At 39.1% G+C, this 18,474-nt stretch carries 15 protein-coding genes; all 15 read right to left on the reverse strand.

Annotated features, from left to right (window positions below):
• Positions 1-160: 160 nt before the first annotated feature.
• The gene (locus SJ2017_RS13555) at positions 161-757 is read right to left on the reverse strand and encodes a lipid-binding SYLF domain-containing protein (RefSeq protein ID WP_055026382.1); all 597 of its coding nucleotides are present in this window, start codon (positions 755-757) and stop codon (positions 161-163) included.
• A 255-nt stretch (positions 758-1,012) separates the two neighbouring features.
• Positions 1,013-2,032: an HD-GYP domain-containing protein gene (locus SJ2017_RS13560; RefSeq protein WP_065108887.1), complete on the reverse strand. Its 1,020-nt coding sequence runs from the start codon at positions 2,030-2,032 to the stop codon at positions 1,013-1,015.
• A 53-nt stretch (positions 2,033-2,085) separates the two neighbouring features.
• A complete protein-coding gene (locus tag SJ2017_RS13565; RefSeq protein WP_080916096.1) occupies positions 2,086-6,786 on the reverse strand; it encodes a response regulator in 4,701 nt (1,566 codons plus the stop codon).
• Between the two features lie 48 nt (positions 6,787-6,834).
• Positions 6,835-8,430, reverse strand: coding sequence for a hybrid sensor histidine kinase/response regulator (locus tag SJ2017_RS13570; protein WP_080916097.1), 1,596 nt, complete (start codon positions 8,428-8,430; stop codon positions 6,835-6,837).
• Between the two features lie 61 nt (positions 8,431-8,491).
• Positions 8,492-9,151 carry a potassium channel family protein gene (locus SJ2017_RS13575; RefSeq protein WP_055026378.1) on the reverse strand — a complete coding sequence of 220 codons (660 nt, stop codon included), beginning with the start codon at positions 9,149-9,151 and terminating at the stop codon, positions 8,492-8,494.
• A gap of 12 nt (positions 9,152-9,163) precedes the next feature.
• Positions 9,164-10,276, reverse strand: coding sequence for an AI-2E family transporter (locus SJ2017_RS13580; protein ID WP_055026377.1), 1,113 nt, complete (start codon positions 10,274-10,276; stop codon positions 9,164-9,166).
• 338 nt (positions 10,277-10,614) lie between these two features.
• Positions 10,615-11,679, reverse strand: coding sequence for a helix-turn-helix domain-containing protein (locus SJ2017_RS13585; protein WP_080916098.1), 1,065 nt, complete (start codon positions 11,677-11,679; stop codon positions 10,615-10,617).
• Between the two features lie 110 nt (positions 11,680-11,789).
• Positions 11,790-12,839 carry a DUF2955 domain-containing protein gene (locus SJ2017_RS13590; protein WP_080916099.1) on the reverse strand — a complete coding sequence of 350 codons (1,050 nt, stop codon included), beginning with the start codon at positions 12,837-12,839 and terminating at the stop codon, positions 11,790-11,792.
• Positions 12,829-14,007 (reverse strand): HlyD family secretion protein, encoded by a 1,179-nt coding sequence (locus SJ2017_RS13595; protein ID WP_055026374.1) that lies wholly within the window; start codon positions 14,005-14,007, stop codon positions 12,829-12,831. Before SJ2017_RS13595 ends, SJ2017_RS13590 begins: the two co-directional genes overlap by 11 nt.
• 259 nt (positions 14,008-14,266) lie before the next feature.
• Positions 14,267-14,665 carry an ACT domain-containing protein gene (locus SJ2017_RS13600; RefSeq protein WP_080916100.1) on the reverse strand — a complete coding sequence of 133 codons (399 nt, stop codon included), beginning with the start codon at positions 14,663-14,665 and terminating at the stop codon, positions 14,267-14,269.
• Positions 14,666-14,896: 231 nt separating this feature from the next.
• On the reverse strand, positions 14,897-15,205 hold the full coding sequence (locus SJ2017_RS13605; protein ID WP_080916101.1) for a YciI-like protein: 309 nt from the start codon (positions 15,203-15,205) through the stop codon (positions 14,897-14,899).
• A gap of 112 nt (positions 15,206-15,317) precedes the next feature.
• Positions 15,318-16,163 carry a trypsin-like serine protease gene (locus tag SJ2017_RS13610; protein ID WP_080916102.1) on the reverse strand — a complete coding sequence of 282 codons (846 nt, stop codon included), beginning with the start codon at positions 16,161-16,163 and terminating at the stop codon, positions 15,318-15,320.
• An 84-nt stretch (positions 16,164-16,247) separates the two neighbouring features.
• Complete coding sequence (locus SJ2017_RS13615) at positions 16,248-17,279, reverse strand: acyltransferase family protein (RefSeq protein ID WP_055026370.1); 1,032 nt, start codon at positions 17,277-17,279, stop codon at positions 16,248-16,250.
• A gap of 123 nt (positions 17,280-17,402) precedes the next feature.
• Positions 17,403-17,732 carry a hypothetical protein gene (locus tag SJ2017_RS13620; protein ID WP_055026369.1) on the reverse strand — a complete coding sequence of 110 codons (330 nt, stop codon included), beginning with the start codon at positions 17,730-17,732 and terminating at the stop codon, positions 17,403-17,405.
• Between the two features lie 133 nt (positions 17,733-17,865).
• Entirely contained in the window at positions 17,866-18,240 is a 375-nt protein-coding gene (locus tag SJ2017_RS13625; protein WP_080916103.1) for a molecular chaperone DnaJ, read from the reverse strand.
• Between the last annotated feature and the right edge of the window lie 234 nt (positions 18,241-18,474).

The following is an 18,474-nucleotide window of genomic DNA, read 5'->3' on the forward strand; positions in this document are numbered from 1 at the left end:
ATTTACGTTTGGAGCGACAACCTAACAGTCCCTTTAGGTTGATTAGCCTATTAAACAGACAATAAAAAACCGTAAAGAAAATGTTCATTACGGTTTCATATCTTGCTTTAGTCAGTGTTAACTAAAGACGCTGACTAAAACGTCATAGTCACTCTGTCGATTACTTTTCATCATTTTCGATGAAATCATCAGTAAAGTCAGTTGGCCAATATTTGTAACCTTGTACGGTTGCCTGAGCAGCAGCCCCCATCAAGTTGACTTGGTATGTTTTTACACCGCTCACGTCAACAGATTGGTTTGCAGACGCTTGGTCACCGCTTTCTTCATACTTAGCACTGGCTTCTGCTTGTGCTTGACCTTCATAACCGGATTCTTTAAAACGTGTCATTGCATCGTTATCCATAAAGGCTTGAACGAATGCCATTTGCTTCCAGCCAATACCAGCGCCAACACCACCTGTAGCAAAACGATAATAAGAGTTTTGTCCATTTGACGTTAATACACACACACCACCGCCAGTAGAAAGAGCAAATAGGTAACTGTTGCTCCCCGTACAAACAACATAGCCAACAGATTGTGCAACTGCTGTTTTAGCACCACTATGTTCAGCATAAATTTCTTGTAATGCCGCTTGTGTTTCTTTACGCGCATTGGCTTTTTTTGACTCAGGTGTGTCGCCTGTAGCACAACCCGTAAGTAAAGCCGGTACCATCACTGCAGCTAAAAGACATTTTTTACTGAATAAAGTCGTAGACATAGGTGTTTTCCTCTATGGAGTAAATTGCAAAGTTTTATGACATCAGTCACTGTATTTTTAATGCACGTTGAGCGATGACTTACCCTAATATTAGCTCGGCTTCATCAAAAAATGACTTGAAATACTATTAGCACTAATTGATTGAACAGCTGCTTCTCAACGACTTAATATGCAACAAGTATAATCTTGGTTATCTGACATTAGTTACCATTTTATGCCAACCTGTTAATACATCTGCCAGTTACACCAATCCAATTAACCTTCATCTCTAAATTTAGCCTTAATTTCTACAATTTGCTCAATATTTTCAACAAACAATTGCACTAATTTAGGCTCAAAGTGACTGCCCGCTTCTCGTTCAAGTAATGCTACAGCTTCCTCAACTGACCAAGGTTTTTTATAAGGGCGCTCACTGGTCAAAGCATCAAATACATCTGCCACAGCCACAATCCGGCCATAAAGTGGAATTTCTTCACCTTTCAGTCCATTGGGATAACCTGTTCCGTCCCACTTTTCATGATGAGTCAATGCCACCTCTTGTGCGATTTTTAAAAGAGGTGAATCATTATCGCCAAGTATTTCAGCTCCAATGACACAATGATGTTTCATTTCATCAAATTCTTCAGCGGTTAATTTGCCAGGCTTTTTTAAAATGGCATCTGAGACGCCAATTTTGCCAACATCATGCATAGGTGCTGCATGCATTAATACTTCTGCATCTGCTTCATTGATACCCGCTGCTAACGCCAAAATATGCGTGTAGTAGCTCATACGAATAACATGCATTCCTGTTTCATTGTCTTTGTATTCAGCCGCTCGGCCAAGCTTTCTAATAACATCGAGTTGATTTTGCGCAATTTCAGCCGTTTTTTGCTGCACTTTTATCGCCAGCATACGATTTTGATCTGTCAGCGCTAACTGAGTCTGCACGCGACGTTGAACAATAGGAGGATTAAACGGTTTGGTAATATAATCAGCGGCGCCAATATTTAGTCCTTTAATTTCATCATCTGCTGAAATTTTCGCAGTAACAAAAATGACAGGTATATGGTGAGTTCTTTCATCCGCTTTTAATTCCTGACAGACCTCATAGCCATCTATTCCCGGCATCATTATGTCGAGTAAAATTAAATCCAACGGAATCGCTCTAGCAATCTTCAGCGCTTGCTCACCATTTTTTGCGATTTTGATATGATAATCAGCCTTCAGCACACCCGCGAGAACATCAATATTTGCTGGAGTATCGTCTACCACCAATATCGTTTGTTTTTCCATCTGTTCTCCTATCGCTTAATGTTATGTAAACAAGGTGCTGACGAAAATGTCAGCTAAGAATCAAGTTGATTTAATTGCTCAATCATTTGCTTAGCTATTTCCATAGCCGTATCTAATTCATATTCGCTTAACTGCTTTTCTAATAATTTATAATTATGAAGTAATGGCTCGACATTCAAGCAATCACCGTGGTCGTCTAAATACTCAGTTGCTTCCATATCAAAGCTTTCAAGCATCGTAATCAGTGCTGATAAGGTTTTAATCGCTAATGGTTTATCTAAGGTTAGACTATTTTGTTGAGCTGATAATGTCGGCATTGAGTTATTAATCTCTGTGCATACTTCACTAAGCGCTTTTTCCAATATAAGAACAGTCTTAACATTACTCTCTGCTAACTCTTGCTCAAGCTTAGCGGCTAATTCTGCTACGTGTTCAGCGCCAATCATTCCTGCAACACCTTTTAAAGTGTGCACAAGTCGCATTGCTAACGTCTCATCGTTAATTGCTATCGCACGGGTGAAAGCCCCCACAAAACCCGATTGCCCAGCAACAAATTTTGCCAACAGTTTACGGTAAAGCGCTACATCGCCTTGCGTTCTTTGCAGACCTTGCGCTGCATTTATCGATTTAAATTGATTAACAAAATCATGATCGTTATTTTTATCAAGTGTCAGGCTATTCACATCAACAGGATTTGCTGGTGATATCCATTTAGCCATTGTGATAAACATTGCTTCTACATCAATAGGTTTAGGGATATGATCATTCATGCCAGAGGCTATGGCTTTTTCTCTATCGCCAGCCATAGCATTTGCAGTCATCGCAATTATCGGTAAATTAGCATTGTCAGGAATGGCTCGTAATTTTGATGCCGCTGTATACCCATCCATTACAGGCATTTGGCAGTCCATTAGAATACCGTCAAAATTTTCTTTGGCTGCCAAATCCAGTGCTTCTTGCCCATTTTGAGCTAACGTGGTGATAATTTGTTTGCTGTTTAATAGTTCTTCAATCAATTCTTGATTCAAATCGTTATCTTCAGCGATTAACACACTGGCACCAGCCAAATCAGTTAAAGCTTGTGTTAATTCGCTTTTAGAGGTGGTATCTGCGGCATAAGGGCTAGCATCTGACAGAACGTAAGATAAGGTTTTCACCAAATTAGTCTGAGTTTGTGGCTTAGTTAAAATACTATCAAAGTGCACATCAGATGCACTCATGAGTAAGTCTTCTTTGCCGTATGCAGTAATCATAATGAGCTTAGGCTTTATCTCAGGCTCAAGCTCACCAATAAAGCGTGCGACATCTAAGCCACTGACTTCGGGCATTTGCCAATCGACGATCGCCACATCTGGCCGCTCACCTGCATTAATTAAATCTATTGCTGCCTGGCCTGATTCAAGCGCTTTTACTTTCATGCCCGCTCTCATCAACAAGCTTGATAACACTTCACGGGCAGCTTGATTGTCATCGACTAACAATACTGACTTCCCTGCAAAACTTACATGATGATTTGCATTTCGAGGAGAAGAGGCAATTGGGTTTAAATCAAAAGGAGTAGAAAGATTGAACGTACTCCCAACCCCTACTTCACTACTTAATGTGATGCTGCCGCCCATCAATTCAGCTAGATTTTTACATATGGCTAAACCTAAACCTGTGCCGCCATATTTTCGTGTTGTTGAAGCATCTGCTTGTGAAAAGGCATTAAATAATCTCGATTGCTGCTCAAGGCTCATACCAATACCAGAGTCTTTCACAGAGAATGTTAAATAAGCTTGAGTTGACGTGAGCTTGTCTAACATCACCGAGATAATGATATTGCCATTGTCTGTAAATTTAACTGCATTATTGGCTAAATTAATTAATACTTGGCCAACTCGTAAGGGATCGCCAAGTAAGTTTTCAGGGATCTTGTCATCAATATCAAATAGCAGCTCTAGTCCTTTCTCTGCCACCTTTATACCAATTAAATTACTCACATTATTAAGTAAGTCATCAATACTTAGGTCAATATTTTCAATATCTAACTTGCCAGCTTCAATCTTAGAAAAATCAAGAATATCGTTAATAATGCCCAATAATGATTGGGCTGAGTTATTGGTTTTTTCAATATAGTTACGTTGCTGACGGGTTAACTCTGTTTCAAGCGCTAAGTGAGACATACCAATAATCGCATTCATCGGCGTACGAATTTCATGACTCATGTTCGCTAAGAAATCACCTTTTGCTTTATTAGCATTGTCAGCCTCAGCAATGGCGTCCGCTAACTCACGCTCCAATTCTTTTGCAGCGTTAACATTAATATGTACTCCACTAATACGTTCAGGCATGCCTTTGTCATCAAATTCTGACGTCTGACCGATACTTAAAATCCAGTCATAGCTACCGTCTTGTCGAAGCAACCTGAATTCCTGACGGACAATCTGATTTGGGTCGTGTTCAACAATGGATTTAGCGTCAAAAATATCAGCTTCATCATCGGGGTGAACTAGCGATGCAAATGTATCTACACCATTTTTTAATGGCGACCATTTATCTTCGTTGGCGCAAACATCGAGTTGTCGATACCCCAGCATTTCGCTGTACATTCGATTAACGACAACACGATTTTGATTCGGATAAAAATCCCACATTCCCATCTGAGCACTTTTTGCTGCGACTTCAAGCTTCTCTTCTGAATCAAGTAATAAGTTTTCAGCTAATTTTTGTTCAGTAATATCAAATACTGTACCGTCGAAATAGCATTCTTGCTCATTATCAGTTAATTCGAATTTCGCCATAATCTGGACATAACGTAACTCGCCAGAGCGATTCATAATCCGCATATCGAGTAATACTTTGCCGTTTTGTAATGCAGCTTCGCGAACCTTTTCAAAAAAACCTTCGCCGTCGTTCCCTACTGCCAAATCAACGAAACGCCTTACAGGGTTCTTACCAATAAAGTCACTCACTGGATAACCGGTAATATGTTCAAAATTCGGGCTAATATAAAAAACGGTAAAGTTATTTTTCTTCAAATCGACGTAATTACAACGAAATACTGCTCCTTGTATATTCTCAACTAAGGTCTGATATTGCTGCTGATTCTTCAGCATTTCAGCCCTAACAGTCTCTTGTTCGTTGACATCGAGTATCGCTAAACGGATCTCAGCTAGACTCCCATCGGGATGAAACTCGGTTCGTACCGATAATGACACCGCTAACGCGCCACTTGAGTGAGTGTGTAAATACAATCTCGCATCTGAGGTACCTTCACCTTGTAATGCCGATTCAAAAATCTGTTTACCCTCACCATCATCTGTTGCTAATACATCCATCCATTGCAATGTCGCAAATGCTTCACGGTCATGACCGGTTATTTCAGCAAACTGCTTGTTATGCTTGGTAAAATTGCCATTTTTATCTAAGGTGGCATAAGCTACAGGCGAGTTTTCATATAAATCCCATAACCTATTTTCACGTTCTTGCAGATCTTTGGTTCTAATCGAAATGGTTTTTTCTAATTTTTCATTATTGATTTGCAATCGCTGCAATACATGACGACTCAGCCACAAACTGGCAGACGTGAGCAATAAACAGGACAAAGCAATAATACAAATTAGGGTAATAATGATATTTTTGAAATATTGAAAATTACTGCTCGCTTCGTCAATACTCATTTCTGTCACAATGCCGAAACCGTATCGCTCACCCCACTTCCAGGCACCGATAACTTCGACACCTAAATAATTTCGATAACTTTTAAAAGAGTTACCGTTATTTTGCGAACTCACTTGCTCAGCAGCATAGGTTAAACGTCTTTCATTATGACTTTCGGCGGCGGGTTCATCTGGCGTTAACTCTCGCTGAGGGTTAGTGACATAAAGATTAAGTACTGACATTTGACCAGGCTCTAATAACCCAAGCGAAACTAATCTATCTTCATGGCGACTGTGAGATAACATCCTGCCCTTGTGATCAACAAAGTATGACTCGCCAGTATCGCCCACAGCACCACTTTGGGTTAAGTTTGCGAACTCTAAATATGGATCAATTCGTAACGATAACACTGCTGTAATATCACCGTTATCTTGAATAATTGGGCTGAGTACAAACATGGTTGGAGTATCTGAACGGGTAATCCCCAAGGGATTTAACAAGGGAACATCTGAGCGCATTGGTGGGGTTATGACGACTTTACCGCTTATCGCTTCATTAAATAAATTAGGATAGATACGTTTTACAATGTTAGTTAAACCAAGGTTTGCATCTCGGCTAGACGCGAGATTTTTACCATCTAAGCTAATAATAAAAAAACCTAATGAACCAAAAGAGTCACTGTAACGTTCATATGCATCCCTAGACCAAATTAAGTGCTCACTGTCTAGTAACTCTTCTTTATCTGCGCCAATATTTTCTAGTTTAATGGCTCGCTTTAATAACAAAGGGTTTGTCGCAACCGCATTTACACGATCTTCCCAACCTTTTACCCATGACGACAAAGCTGCATCCGTCGTTAAGGCTACAGACTCTAATGCTTCAGAGCTTTTTTCAATATCATGTTTATAAGCTATGTTAAGCCCGATGTTGGCAATCGTTGTCATTAAAGCCAAAAAACTACAGACGATTAAGCCAATATAAAGGCGGTTTTTGTCATTGGAAAAAAAACGCGTAATGTCTTCATTTGCTTCGGTGCGCAAACGTAAAAATAGCCAACCTAAGAAAATAAGTAATCCCACTGAAGCCAACATCAAAAACGCATTGATTTCCATAACCTTCCTTATTTCGGGCGCAAACCCTGAATCTACATAATGACTTAATTACTCATGCGGGAGATACACTGACACACTAGTCGTTTGGTTTGTATCATCAACATCTAATGCCACTTTACCTTGCTGAGCCTCGGCAAGTAATTTTGCTGAATATGTCCCAATTCCTGTGCCATCGCTTTTGCCAGCTGAAACATACTTTTGCCAAAAATGTTGTCGGATATCTTCATCCACAACACCAATATTTTGAATACTCACTTTTAAGAATGCTTGTTTGGTTTCAGGCTCTTGCTCACGTTGTAGCATCACCGAAACTCGTGTTTTACTTGGCGCAGCTTCACATGCATTCTTTAATAAATTGAATAACATGGAATAACTTAAACTTTCATCACCCATTGCAAAGTAATCTTCATCACCGTCTTCTTCGCAATCAAGATAGATAAGCAAGTGCTTAACCTGAAATGTTTTCTTTAACACAGCAATGATTTTTTGGATAAGGGCAAGTATAGAGAATCGTTTAGGGCTTAACACAAAACGCCCCGTTTCAATTTTATACAGTTCACTGGACATATTAATCATGTTCAACAACTGAAATGTCATGTCCTCTGCAATCGTCGCATTTTCAGCGTTATTTTTAGAAATATGTGGGTCTGACTTAATTTGCTCAATCAATGCCATTAACCCTGCAATAGGCCCCTTTAAATCATGCTGTAAAACTTGCTGTACTTCTTGTTTGAGTTTTTCATTTGCCACTAAACTGTCGAAATCTGATTGCAAATTCTTATGCATAGTCACATAAGCCATCAGATTCCGTACTCTTAATTTGAGTAGTTCGGGTTGTATTGGTTTACTGATATAGTCAACCGCCCCACCATCAAGTCCTTGCAGTTGATACTTATCTTCTGTGAGTGCGGTGACAAAAATGACGGGAATATGCTCCGACAATGGATGTTTTCGAAGTTGCTTTAACACCTCAAAGCCATCCATATCTGGCATCATAATATCTAATAAAATAATATCTGGAGGCGTGTCAGACTGAGCGATTTCAAGCGCCTTCGCCCCTTGTTTAGCCAGTTTAACTTGGTACTCGTCTTTTAATAATCCACCTAATAAGGTTAAGTTATCGGCAGTATCATCAACAATAAGTACTGATGATTTTTGATGTTTATCTTGCTTAGTAAGATTGAGGGCTATATCACTTTCTGCATCTGATTGCTCACTCGTCGATGTTGCCTCTTGTGCTACAACACCAGCTTTATTACTCACAAAACCTTGTAAGCATTGAGTGACCCTTTGTTGCAATATCATGCTGTTAAATGGTTTGATGACAATATCAGTCACACCTTCTGCGATGGCCTGACTGACGCGTTCTCTGGCTGCTTCTGCCGTGATCATTAAAAAAGGGATATATTGAAATTTTGGTGTACTTCGAACCACACAGAGTAATTCAATTCCAGACATGACCGGCATGTTCCAATCAGAAATAATAAGGTCAACATGGGTGTTTTTAAGTATGTGTAGTGCCTTAGCGCCATTTTCAGCTTGATAAATTTGGCCAACACCAAAGCGACGTAATTGATCAGAACTAATTTTGCGAATGGCGTCCATATCATCCACTATTAACACGGTTTTCTTCGCTAATTCCATGAAACCTCTTCTATCTGAACCAAGCCACCAAACTGAAAGATAACGCTTTATTCGTTCGCCATTAAGAGTCTGTTTGTGACATTTTTGCCCCGACTAAACTTGCCACAATAATAGCCATATAAAATTGCCCACAAATCGCCTCTGAAAAAGCAAAAAAGCGAGCAATGGGCATATTTGGAGAAATCTCACCATAACCTACGGTCGTGAGGGTGATATAGCTGTAATAGATTGCCGTCGAAAAATTATCAGTCCATTTCTGCACTTCAATGCCATTAAAAGCGGGGCCAAATATCTCAATCAATAGTAAATATATAAAAGCCCAAATTAGCCCTAATAGTAAAAATATACAGATAGAACCTATAATCTGATTCGTGGATATTTTGCCGCTGAACAATACTTGTTTTGCTGCGCGATAGGTTGCAACGACGAGAAAGGCCAAAATTGTTAATAAGCCAACAATATCAAGGTTAAGTAATTCAAAAACCGAGCCAATACTGGCAAATAACAACGTCGTGATCATTAAGCCAAAGGTTGATCGAATCCAGCGTTTATTCTCGCCTAGACCGATAACAGCAATAGACAAGCTCATGACTGTGGTACCAACAATAATCATTTGCCCAGCTTCAAAAAACTGCTCAACCAAAGCTGCACTTAACAGCACTAATATTAACGAGCCAAGAAGGTAAATAAAGTTATCTTCTTGGGACATATGTTTATTCATTAAGCTTTACCTTTACTCTTTTTCTGCATCTGGTAACACAGATTCACTATCAAGCTCAGCCGTTTCAACCACAAGCCAAGCTGAGAAAAGTTTGTAACTCAATGCAAGTACAACGGCTCCAACAAATAAGCCAACAATGCCAGATAGAATCATCCCACCAATTGCACCTAGCAATATCACTAACATAGGAATATCAACACCGCGCCCCATTAACATAGGTTTTAAAAATGCGTCACTGGCACTCACCAAAATACTCCAAATCATGAACATAATGGCTACCGTTGAAGATTCCACGGTAAATACATACGCAATAATGGGGCCCAAAATTAAAATAGGCGGCAGCTGAATAATGGCTAAAATAAGAACCAGTAACATCCAAATACCCGTACCCGGTACACCAGCTAAACCTAAACCAATACCCGCTAAAATGGATTGAATAAATGCCACGCCAATAACGCCTTGCACCACACTACGAACCGTAGCGACTGCAAGTTCAGAAAACTCTTCACCATGTTTACCAGCAAGCCTTACCGAAACCTTATGAAACATCTGGTTTGAGCCTTGGGCCCGAGACATGAATACACCTGCAATAATGATCGAAATCAGAAACTGTAAGACGGTCATCCCAAAACTGCCGAATATACTTGCAGCCTTAGACGAGAACCCTTTGATTTCATCAGCATAGGTTCTGACAACTTTTTCTAAGTCAGAAGAAACCGAAGACCAAAAGTTGTACAGCTTTTCACCTACTAGCGGTAAATCAGCTACAGATTCTTTGGGCGCAGGAATCACTAAAGTACCGTCATGGACTTCAGCGATAAAATCTTGAGTGCCTGACACTATCGCGCCAGAAAAAAGGAAAGTCGGAACTAGTAGTAATGACAGAGCAAGTAACGTGACCAGCAAGCTAGATTTACCCACTGATAGTTTTACTTTTTTACTGAGTAATATCACCACTGGATAGAGTGCAATAGCTATAATACCACCCCATAGAATCGGCATGATAAACGGCTGAATAATTTTAAAACACCAAATCACCATGATGAAAATTAGCGCAATTTTAATCGCAGCATCAACAGCAGCATGAGTAAACTCAGATGCAGTTGTTATTTTTTTCTCACTCATAAGTTGTCTTTCCCTGCTTTATTGGCAATCCATTTATCAATATTGAACGAAACCATGAATCGACATAGTGTCGTTAACTTGTTTAAACAAAAGTCATTTATGTTTCATTTGCTATTAAAATATAGCGTAAGTTATATAAGATTACACTGAGTTAAAAATAAAAATATTAATTCGCTATTATTTTTTTATTAACTGGTTTTTCTCGCTAAACACAGGGGCATATTTAATATAAAACTGAGATTAATCAGTCATATGTGATAGCGACAATTGTCATGCCCCCAGCGAAGCAAACACGACTATCAGTAATTCAAACGCAACATGAATATAATTGAAGTTAATTAAGATAAGTTCTTTCTGAATTCACGTGGTGAAACGCCAGCTAAACGTTTAAACGCACGCGAAAAATGGGCGACATCAGCATACCCTAATGCGGATGAAATTTGAGTAACGGGTACACTAGGATCATTTAACATCAACTTTGCTTGTTCAAAGCAAATGCCTTCAATCACTTTGCTGTAACTCAATCCTTCTTCTGTGAGGCGGCGCTGTAAAGTGCGTACACTGAGTCCTAATAAATCCGCTGCGGTGGTAATTGAAATTCGTCCCATGCTCAAATAAGGCGTGAGAGCATGAGTAAAGCTATCAATAAATCGCTCAGGCCCCTCAATTACAGCTTGCGGGGGTTGGCTCCAGCCTTTTTTATACTCAACGCTTTGCGACAAAGCTTCGGCAGAAATGCTCACAGCAGTGACACTGCGTGCATAATAAATTTGTGACTTACTGACCTTTAATTCACTTAAGTAATCCACTTCGCTTGGAGACTGCAGAGCAATCTCATCAGGTGACCACTGGCTCTGAGTTAACACCCTAATTAGCTCAAGCATCATAGTTACCGCAAACAGTTCTGCAAGATTGGCATCAAAAGAATGTTTAATATTTCGATATCGTGCGAACCACACTTTGTTAACCGAGGTTTTAAGCTGAATATTGGTCTGTTTTGATTCACTGTTTACAAGGTGGGTAAACTCAAGCAATGCGTCTCTTACCGTGCCATTTAATGCCATTTTAGCAAGATGCTGCGGCACAAAAATACTTCTCGCTACTTGCTCTAACCAATTGGCAAAACGCTTAGAGTTCAGCTTGCGATACATGATTGCCAGTAATTTTTGCAGTGCCGCTTCTGAAAGGTATTCAGGTTTAGAGGAAAGTACAGTATCTGGCAGGCCAGCTTCTTTCAGAACAGGGTATATATTATTTTCAAAGTCTTTAAGTCTAGCGATGAAAGGAACAAAGTATTCGGCACGTAATAGCGGAATATAATGGTTCTCTTCCAGTGTTTTTTTAGATTCAGCTTGTACTGCATGTTGAGTTTTGTTTTTTGCGTTACTTTGGGTTTCAGTCATGATGTGATTACCTTTAACGCCTAGATACTGTTTAAAAAAGCTGCCTATACCTGTTGTTTAAATCAATTTAAATTTCGCCTGCTGTCACTCAAGATTTATCTGTTTACTCATCAAACAGCGGTTCTTTTTTGTAAAAAGCGCCAATTTCTCGTTTCTAAAAAGAAAGAAGCAACAACCATATACACCCCGACAATAAATAGTTGAGCAATACGAATATAGAAATTCGTCGCCACATCAGCGTCTGTGGATGATGCCGTAGAGCCAACAACAACTAACAGCGCCGAGAAAATACCCGCAAAAATGGGGGCCTTAACAGGATCTGCATAAATTTTTTGACTAAATATTAAGGCACACATCATGGCTAGGCCGATATAAAAAACAAGTTCAGGTACAATCACTAGCATGTTATAAAACACTATCGCTAATACCCCGCCTATCCCATTGGTAATCAATAAGAAAAGGCTCACTTTTACACTTTTACTTCCGGCAGATTGTAACGATAAAATAGCAATAAATATCATCGTTAGTAAGGCGCCTGTTATCTCAAACAAAAAGAAGAAAGTAATAACAGGAAACGCAATAATCAGCGCTCTCACCGATTCATATAAGCGCTCATCTGTTGTCAGTCCAGCTTCAATATGAGATTCACGATTGGGCGATAAGTCAGGTAGTAAAATATGTAATAAGGCAAATATTAATACCGACACGACACCAGAAAAACTCAAACCCACACCGACAAAAATGGCGGCTCCAGGATGTAAAATCCCTAAATATGGCAAAACTAACGTAGAAATAATTAAGATAGTGGCAAAAAAATTCCACTTGGGATCGGAGAACAAATAATAAGCCCACAGCATCAACACGGCCAGCAAAGGTAATAGCACGAGCGGGTATTGCACTGGGCCAAAACTGACCAACCAAGCAATACCGATAGTCACGACCATTGAAATCAACAATTCATAAACGGTTTGAATTGTTGGCTCGACTCTATCAACAAGAAACTTAGCCACAAATACCGGCACGATAAACGCTAATTGCCAAGCAAACACCGCCGAAATACCAACTGCGAGTCCAATACCTAGAGTGAAGCGCAATACACGTCGTGTATATATTGCTTCTTCTAATTCAGGATCAGGTGTCGCTACCGCCTTATCTGACATAAGAGAACCAGCTAACAAGACGGATCCAGAACTTACCAAATAGGTTCATTATCGAGCTCTCTTTGGTGTAGACCATCACGTCGGCTTGTCCGCCAACACGACGTAATCCTTTAGCTTCCTCTTCATCAAATACAATCGTGACAGGGAAGCGTTGAGATTGTCTTAACCAACCCGTTTGCCCTGTCGTTTGCGCTAATTTACCCGTTTGCTCGTTTTGGCCCCAATCGACACCATAATCAATGTAGGCGACTTTACCTGTAAAGACTTCACCAGGCGCGTAATCAAGTGCGAACTCCACTTTATCGCCAGGCTTCATATTGCCAATACTGTTTTCTCTAAAGTTTGCTTCAATCCACACATCTTCAGAAGAAATAAATGTCATAACAGGCTGGCCTGCATTGGCATAAAAGCCTTCTTTTAAACGGAAGTTTGATGCAACACCATCTGTTGGCGCTTTAATTTCGGTTCTTGCTAAATTAAGCTCGGCCTGTTCTAACGCTAACAGTGCAGATTTAACGGCGGTATTATTTTCACCTTCAGAACCTAAACGTTCTTCTGCTTTAGCTAAATCAGCTTTTGCAGCTGCGACACCAGACTCGGCACTGACTAACTCAGCACGGGCATTATCGGCATCAGCTTGTGACATAACTTGTTGCTCAACCATAGTAAAAATACGCTTTGATTGTACCTGCGCATTTTTATAATTCGCTTCCGCATTAGCCACTTTAGCCTTAGCAGCTGTCACATTAGCAGTTAATGCCCCCATATTTTGCCCTGCTTGGGTCACTTGCTGTTGAGCAGTAAACAAGGCAATTTCATAATCTCTTGGATTAATACGAGCTAACACTTCCCCTTCACGGACCAAAGTATTTGCAGTGGTAAGAATTTCAATTACCTCACCTGACACTTGAGGTGTAATCGGCACAACATATCCGCGTACTCGTCCTAAGTCCGTTGACGGTATATAGCGATCGGCAAATAAATGGAATACAAATAAAAAGCACACCACTAGTAGAATAATATTAGTAATTTTTCGGATTTTTTGATTCTTAGCTTTGTCAGCAGGTGCATCTGGTGAGGCATTATCGGCGACAACATCGGTTTTTTGAGCTTCTTCTGTAGGCTTTTCTTCTTGCGTTGAAGGAAGCTCTTTTTTATTTTCTGTCATATCTTTCCCTTGAATAGCCACACGAAATAACGTTTAAAAGACTTTATTTCAACACCGACAATGTTAACAAGTATTCAATCAGTTGTTAGCAGAATTCAAGTATAGAATTATTTTGCTAAAGATCTCAAATATAACGATTAAATTCTCAAACAATATATCGCTATTCAGTACGGAAAAATAAGCAAAGAGGCAAGTAAATGAAGTCAGTTATACACCTATAATGGTCATCAACTCACTTCATTTTTAGGATGTACACAGATTAGTTTTTTGAAAAGCTCTGTAATGCAATCATCGCAGCAGAAGCTTTATCTGCAGGTACGAAGATGTGATCATGGTAGTAAGCCGCAATCACATTGGCACTGATATTATGCTGCGTCAGTTTATCTGATATTGCTGCCGTTAAGCCAACCGCTTCAAGGCTCGAGTGAACGGTTAACGTGATTTGCTTAAATTTTGCCTCAAATGGCAGGTATGCCTGTGTGGCACTTTCCGCCGATAACACTAAGGTTAAGCCTTCTTTTTCTTGAAAAAAACATACTGGATTAAGGTGAACATAATCAGCAATTCGCCCCGTTACAGAACAAAAAACAAATTCCCCAGCTTGAAGTTCTGGAGACATACTTGATAATAATTGCGATAAATTAGTCATTCCTGTCATTGCCGTTTCCTGTGCTATCTCAGTTTGCATAATGTCTTATTACAGATAATTACCATTTTCATTTTGAGCCAATATGATTCGATAACACCTTTCTTTAGTTTTATTCTGTAATCAAATTTTCATTAGAATCGTCTTGAAACATAATGCCTCAATAACCGGCTAAACGCTGTTGGCTACAAGTAAGTGAGACACAAATAAAATCAACTGTTTTTGTCCTGTTTTAATGATTTGTTAAGTGCTAATTGCCAAATCATCAGGAGAAACTCCTGCACCAAGTACGATTGACCAAGTTCTAACTTTCCAATTTTTTACTAAGCCGTTTTGAACATACGGATCTTGTTTAGCAAACTTCTCCGCAATATCAGGAGAGCTACCTTTAAAAAGTAATACAGCTCCATCGCTAGGCTCAGTTAATGCACCACCTAACAGTAATTCACCGCGTTCTACAGCAGATAAGGCAAGTTTAATATGCTCATCTCGGTAAGTTTCTCTTCGAGAGATATAATCAGAAACTACATCATAAGTTAATAGAAAATACATATTCGGCTTAATCCTTTACACCTAACGCCTCAATAAGAGGAATTTATAGTTGGCTTAAATGTTGAACGCAGAGAAAACAGCCAGCTGCAATTTTTCCAGCTTTAATGCCTTGTTATATTGCATTTGGCCTCAATCCAATATCTGAGCATACCTCTGGTAAAATTTCCTTAGAGAGACCAGTCGGAAGTGCATCCAATTTAGGCGTCGCAAATTGAAGTTGATACAACTCATCCTCGCTCGTAATACTTTCTATCCATGAATTAAAGAAGGAGACTCTGGAGTAAACTTCCGTAACTCCATATTTACCAATACTACCACCTTCAACTCTGGAGCTAATACCCAACAAATAATTAGTATTGTTTGTTTTTATATAAGCTGGTCCGCCGCTATCTCCACCACCAGATACTCCTTCTAACGGTAAAGCTGAACTATCACGATCAAACCGAAACTTTATTAATGGACCATTTGCTAACACGATCTTATTTTCAGCTTTTCTTAGAACCCCTGCGTTTTCGTAATTATCTATGGTTTGCCCAGTCAATCCATTTCCGGTTCCCCCTACACCTATAAACCAAGTTGATTTTCCAAGCTCATCTGATTTTTCATAGATAGTTGCAGGCTCAATGTCATTAATAGGGTTAACTAATTTTACAAGTGCAATATCGTGGCTTTTACCTGGCTGATAATTTTTGTGCACAAATATTCGTTCTACTTTATGAAGGCCATTGTGTAATGCAATATAGCTACCAGAATTTACGCAAAATGTTGCATGGGCTGCGGTTACAACCCATTTGGGTTTAATTAGTACTCCATGAGCGCCATCTACATAAAATGTAGCCAAAGGTTTAAAGTCCTCAGAATAGGCAAGGTATTTTTCATTATCAATATCATGCCGAACTACAATCGCTGATGCTGATAGGCTTATAAATATTAAAGTAGACACTAGAATTATACGCATGACACTCCTTTGCAATTTAACGCCATGATAAGAGGTGTATAAATGTTGGCTAAAATTAGTGAGGTACGAACGGCTAGCCAACGTTTAGACGTCCTTATCCTTTATCATCTTGTTAGATGCTATGTTACGTATGAACCTAGCAACGGGCTTTTCAAAATATTTAAATGATACAAATGCTACTGAAACAGTTAAAACCAAAGATAATAACAACTTCAATTCAACACTTAAATTGAGCTTGTTTACAAAAATAATAATTGGCATGTGAAGCAAATATAATGAATAAGATACTTTTCCCAAGAAGTCACCGAACCTGTTAGCTAATAGCACATTGTTATCAGGAACTAAAAATACAATACAAAAAAATACGGAACTCATTACAAGTAATACTTCATAGCTTAACCACATTCTTGTCTTAGCATCAGACGTAACAGATGAGATCTCTGGATACATAGCAGGTATTAAGAGTAACACGAAAATAAAGTAATGTTTCTTAAGGTATTTCGGCACCTCAAAAGAGGTATAATGCATTCCAAAAATAACCCCAATAAAAAAATAAGGTAAACTTCTTAACGTATTAAATAAGTTGTAACTAACTCCGTTTATGTCTCCATATACTCGTGGAAAGTTTGCAAAAAATAGCAGGAGCATAACCGCTAATATTGAAAGGTAAATATAGCCCCTCCTATTCTTTGAAAATGACCAAAAAATCAGGAATACGAAGTAAAATTGTATTTCAGGGGGGATTGACCAAAGTACACTGTCACCATATAAAAATAGAAGATGACTAATCAGTGCATTCGTATCTGGAATGTTATAAAGACTATCATTGCCGATTAAGGACAAAACATAAGAGCTAAGTACAATAACCAAGAATAATGGAACTACTCTTGCGATTCGAGCTAATAAGTAGCGCTTGATATTAATGCTGTTGAATTTTTGGGTCATGTATAAGTGAGACATTAAAAAACCACTTAGCAAGAAAAACAGCATTACACCGTACGCTCCAGAGCCTCCGCCTAACATTCCATTAAGCCAATTTGTAATATCGCTAAAATGAGTAATAAACACAATTAATGCAGCCAACCCACGCAATGTGTTTAATTTTCTAATCTCCAACTAAAACCCCGGACTTTAATAATGCAGGCATCTAACGCCCAACTAAGGGGCAAATTAATGCTTGGTGCTTGGCTATAATTTGGAACGCAGTGACAAAGCCAAGCTTTATTTGTCCCGCTTTAGTTACTTGTTAGCTATACCTTTATACCCAGCTTTAAAGGTGTTAATGCTGTTAGGGCAATGTTTATACGCCACTTTGTATAACTCTCTAAATTCCTTTTGCTCGTTTGTATTTGTGTCAAGTTCGAGAGTTGTATTTTCAATTACACTGGTCATTAATGACAATTCTTTAGCTATAAGGTGATCAGGGTTTGTAATTTCTTTATCGGGAATATTACGCAAGCACTCCATAACTTGAATTACAGGGTTAATATTTTTCTGAGAAGCAATGTCGTTATTGCAAAGCCCTGAAAAAGAAATGCCTGAAAGAAAAAGCAATATCCATATTTTCATCTGAACTCCAAGTACACCTAACGCTTTGCTAAGGGGCAACTAGCAGTTGGCTAAACTTGCGCGAAGCGCCAAGCCAACTGTTAATTGTCCCAGTGAATTTACGAACGAACTTGAGCAACTTGTTATGTAACACTTATCCAGAACCTTTCATGATGTTCTTATTTAGCAGCTCAAACTCTTTGATTAACTTGTCACAATCTGCCTTTTTAGCTTGGCAGAGTGCTGACATTTGAATGTAAATTGCTTGGTTTTTCTCAAGGACTTTACGCTTTATCGCTGCTGGGTGAGCTGCGTGAGTCTCGGGAGTAAACGACCATAAAACTAAGCTAGACTCTTCTTTATCTTCGATAATAGTCCAGCCTCCTTGGATGCTTAAATTTGTACCATCTTTATTTTTCAATGCTTGAAGAGCTAAGTCGACTGTTTTATATCCAATAGAACTATTTTCATTTGCAGATGATGGGAAGGCTAATAGTGCGCCAATGAATGCTATAGGTATAATTTTCACTAAACTCTCCGTGTTACATAACGCCCCAATAAGGGGCTGATAAACGCTTGGATAAACTGTGTAGCGTAGCGGAACTGAGCCAAGCTTTAGCAGTCCCGTCCTTAATTGGCTTGTATGGATAATAAACCCACCTAATTTACAAATACTTCCCTGTTTCGGGTAATGTGAGACCCAGGCTTTAGCTGCAACTAAAGCTTTCCTTGTCGTAGTTCGATTGATTGCTGGCTCCTTGTT

It is taken from the genome of Shewanella japonica (assembly GCF_002075795.1).
Taxonomy (GTDB): Bacteria; Pseudomonadota; Gammaproteobacteria; order Enterobacterales; family Shewanellaceae; genus Shewanella; species Shewanella japonica.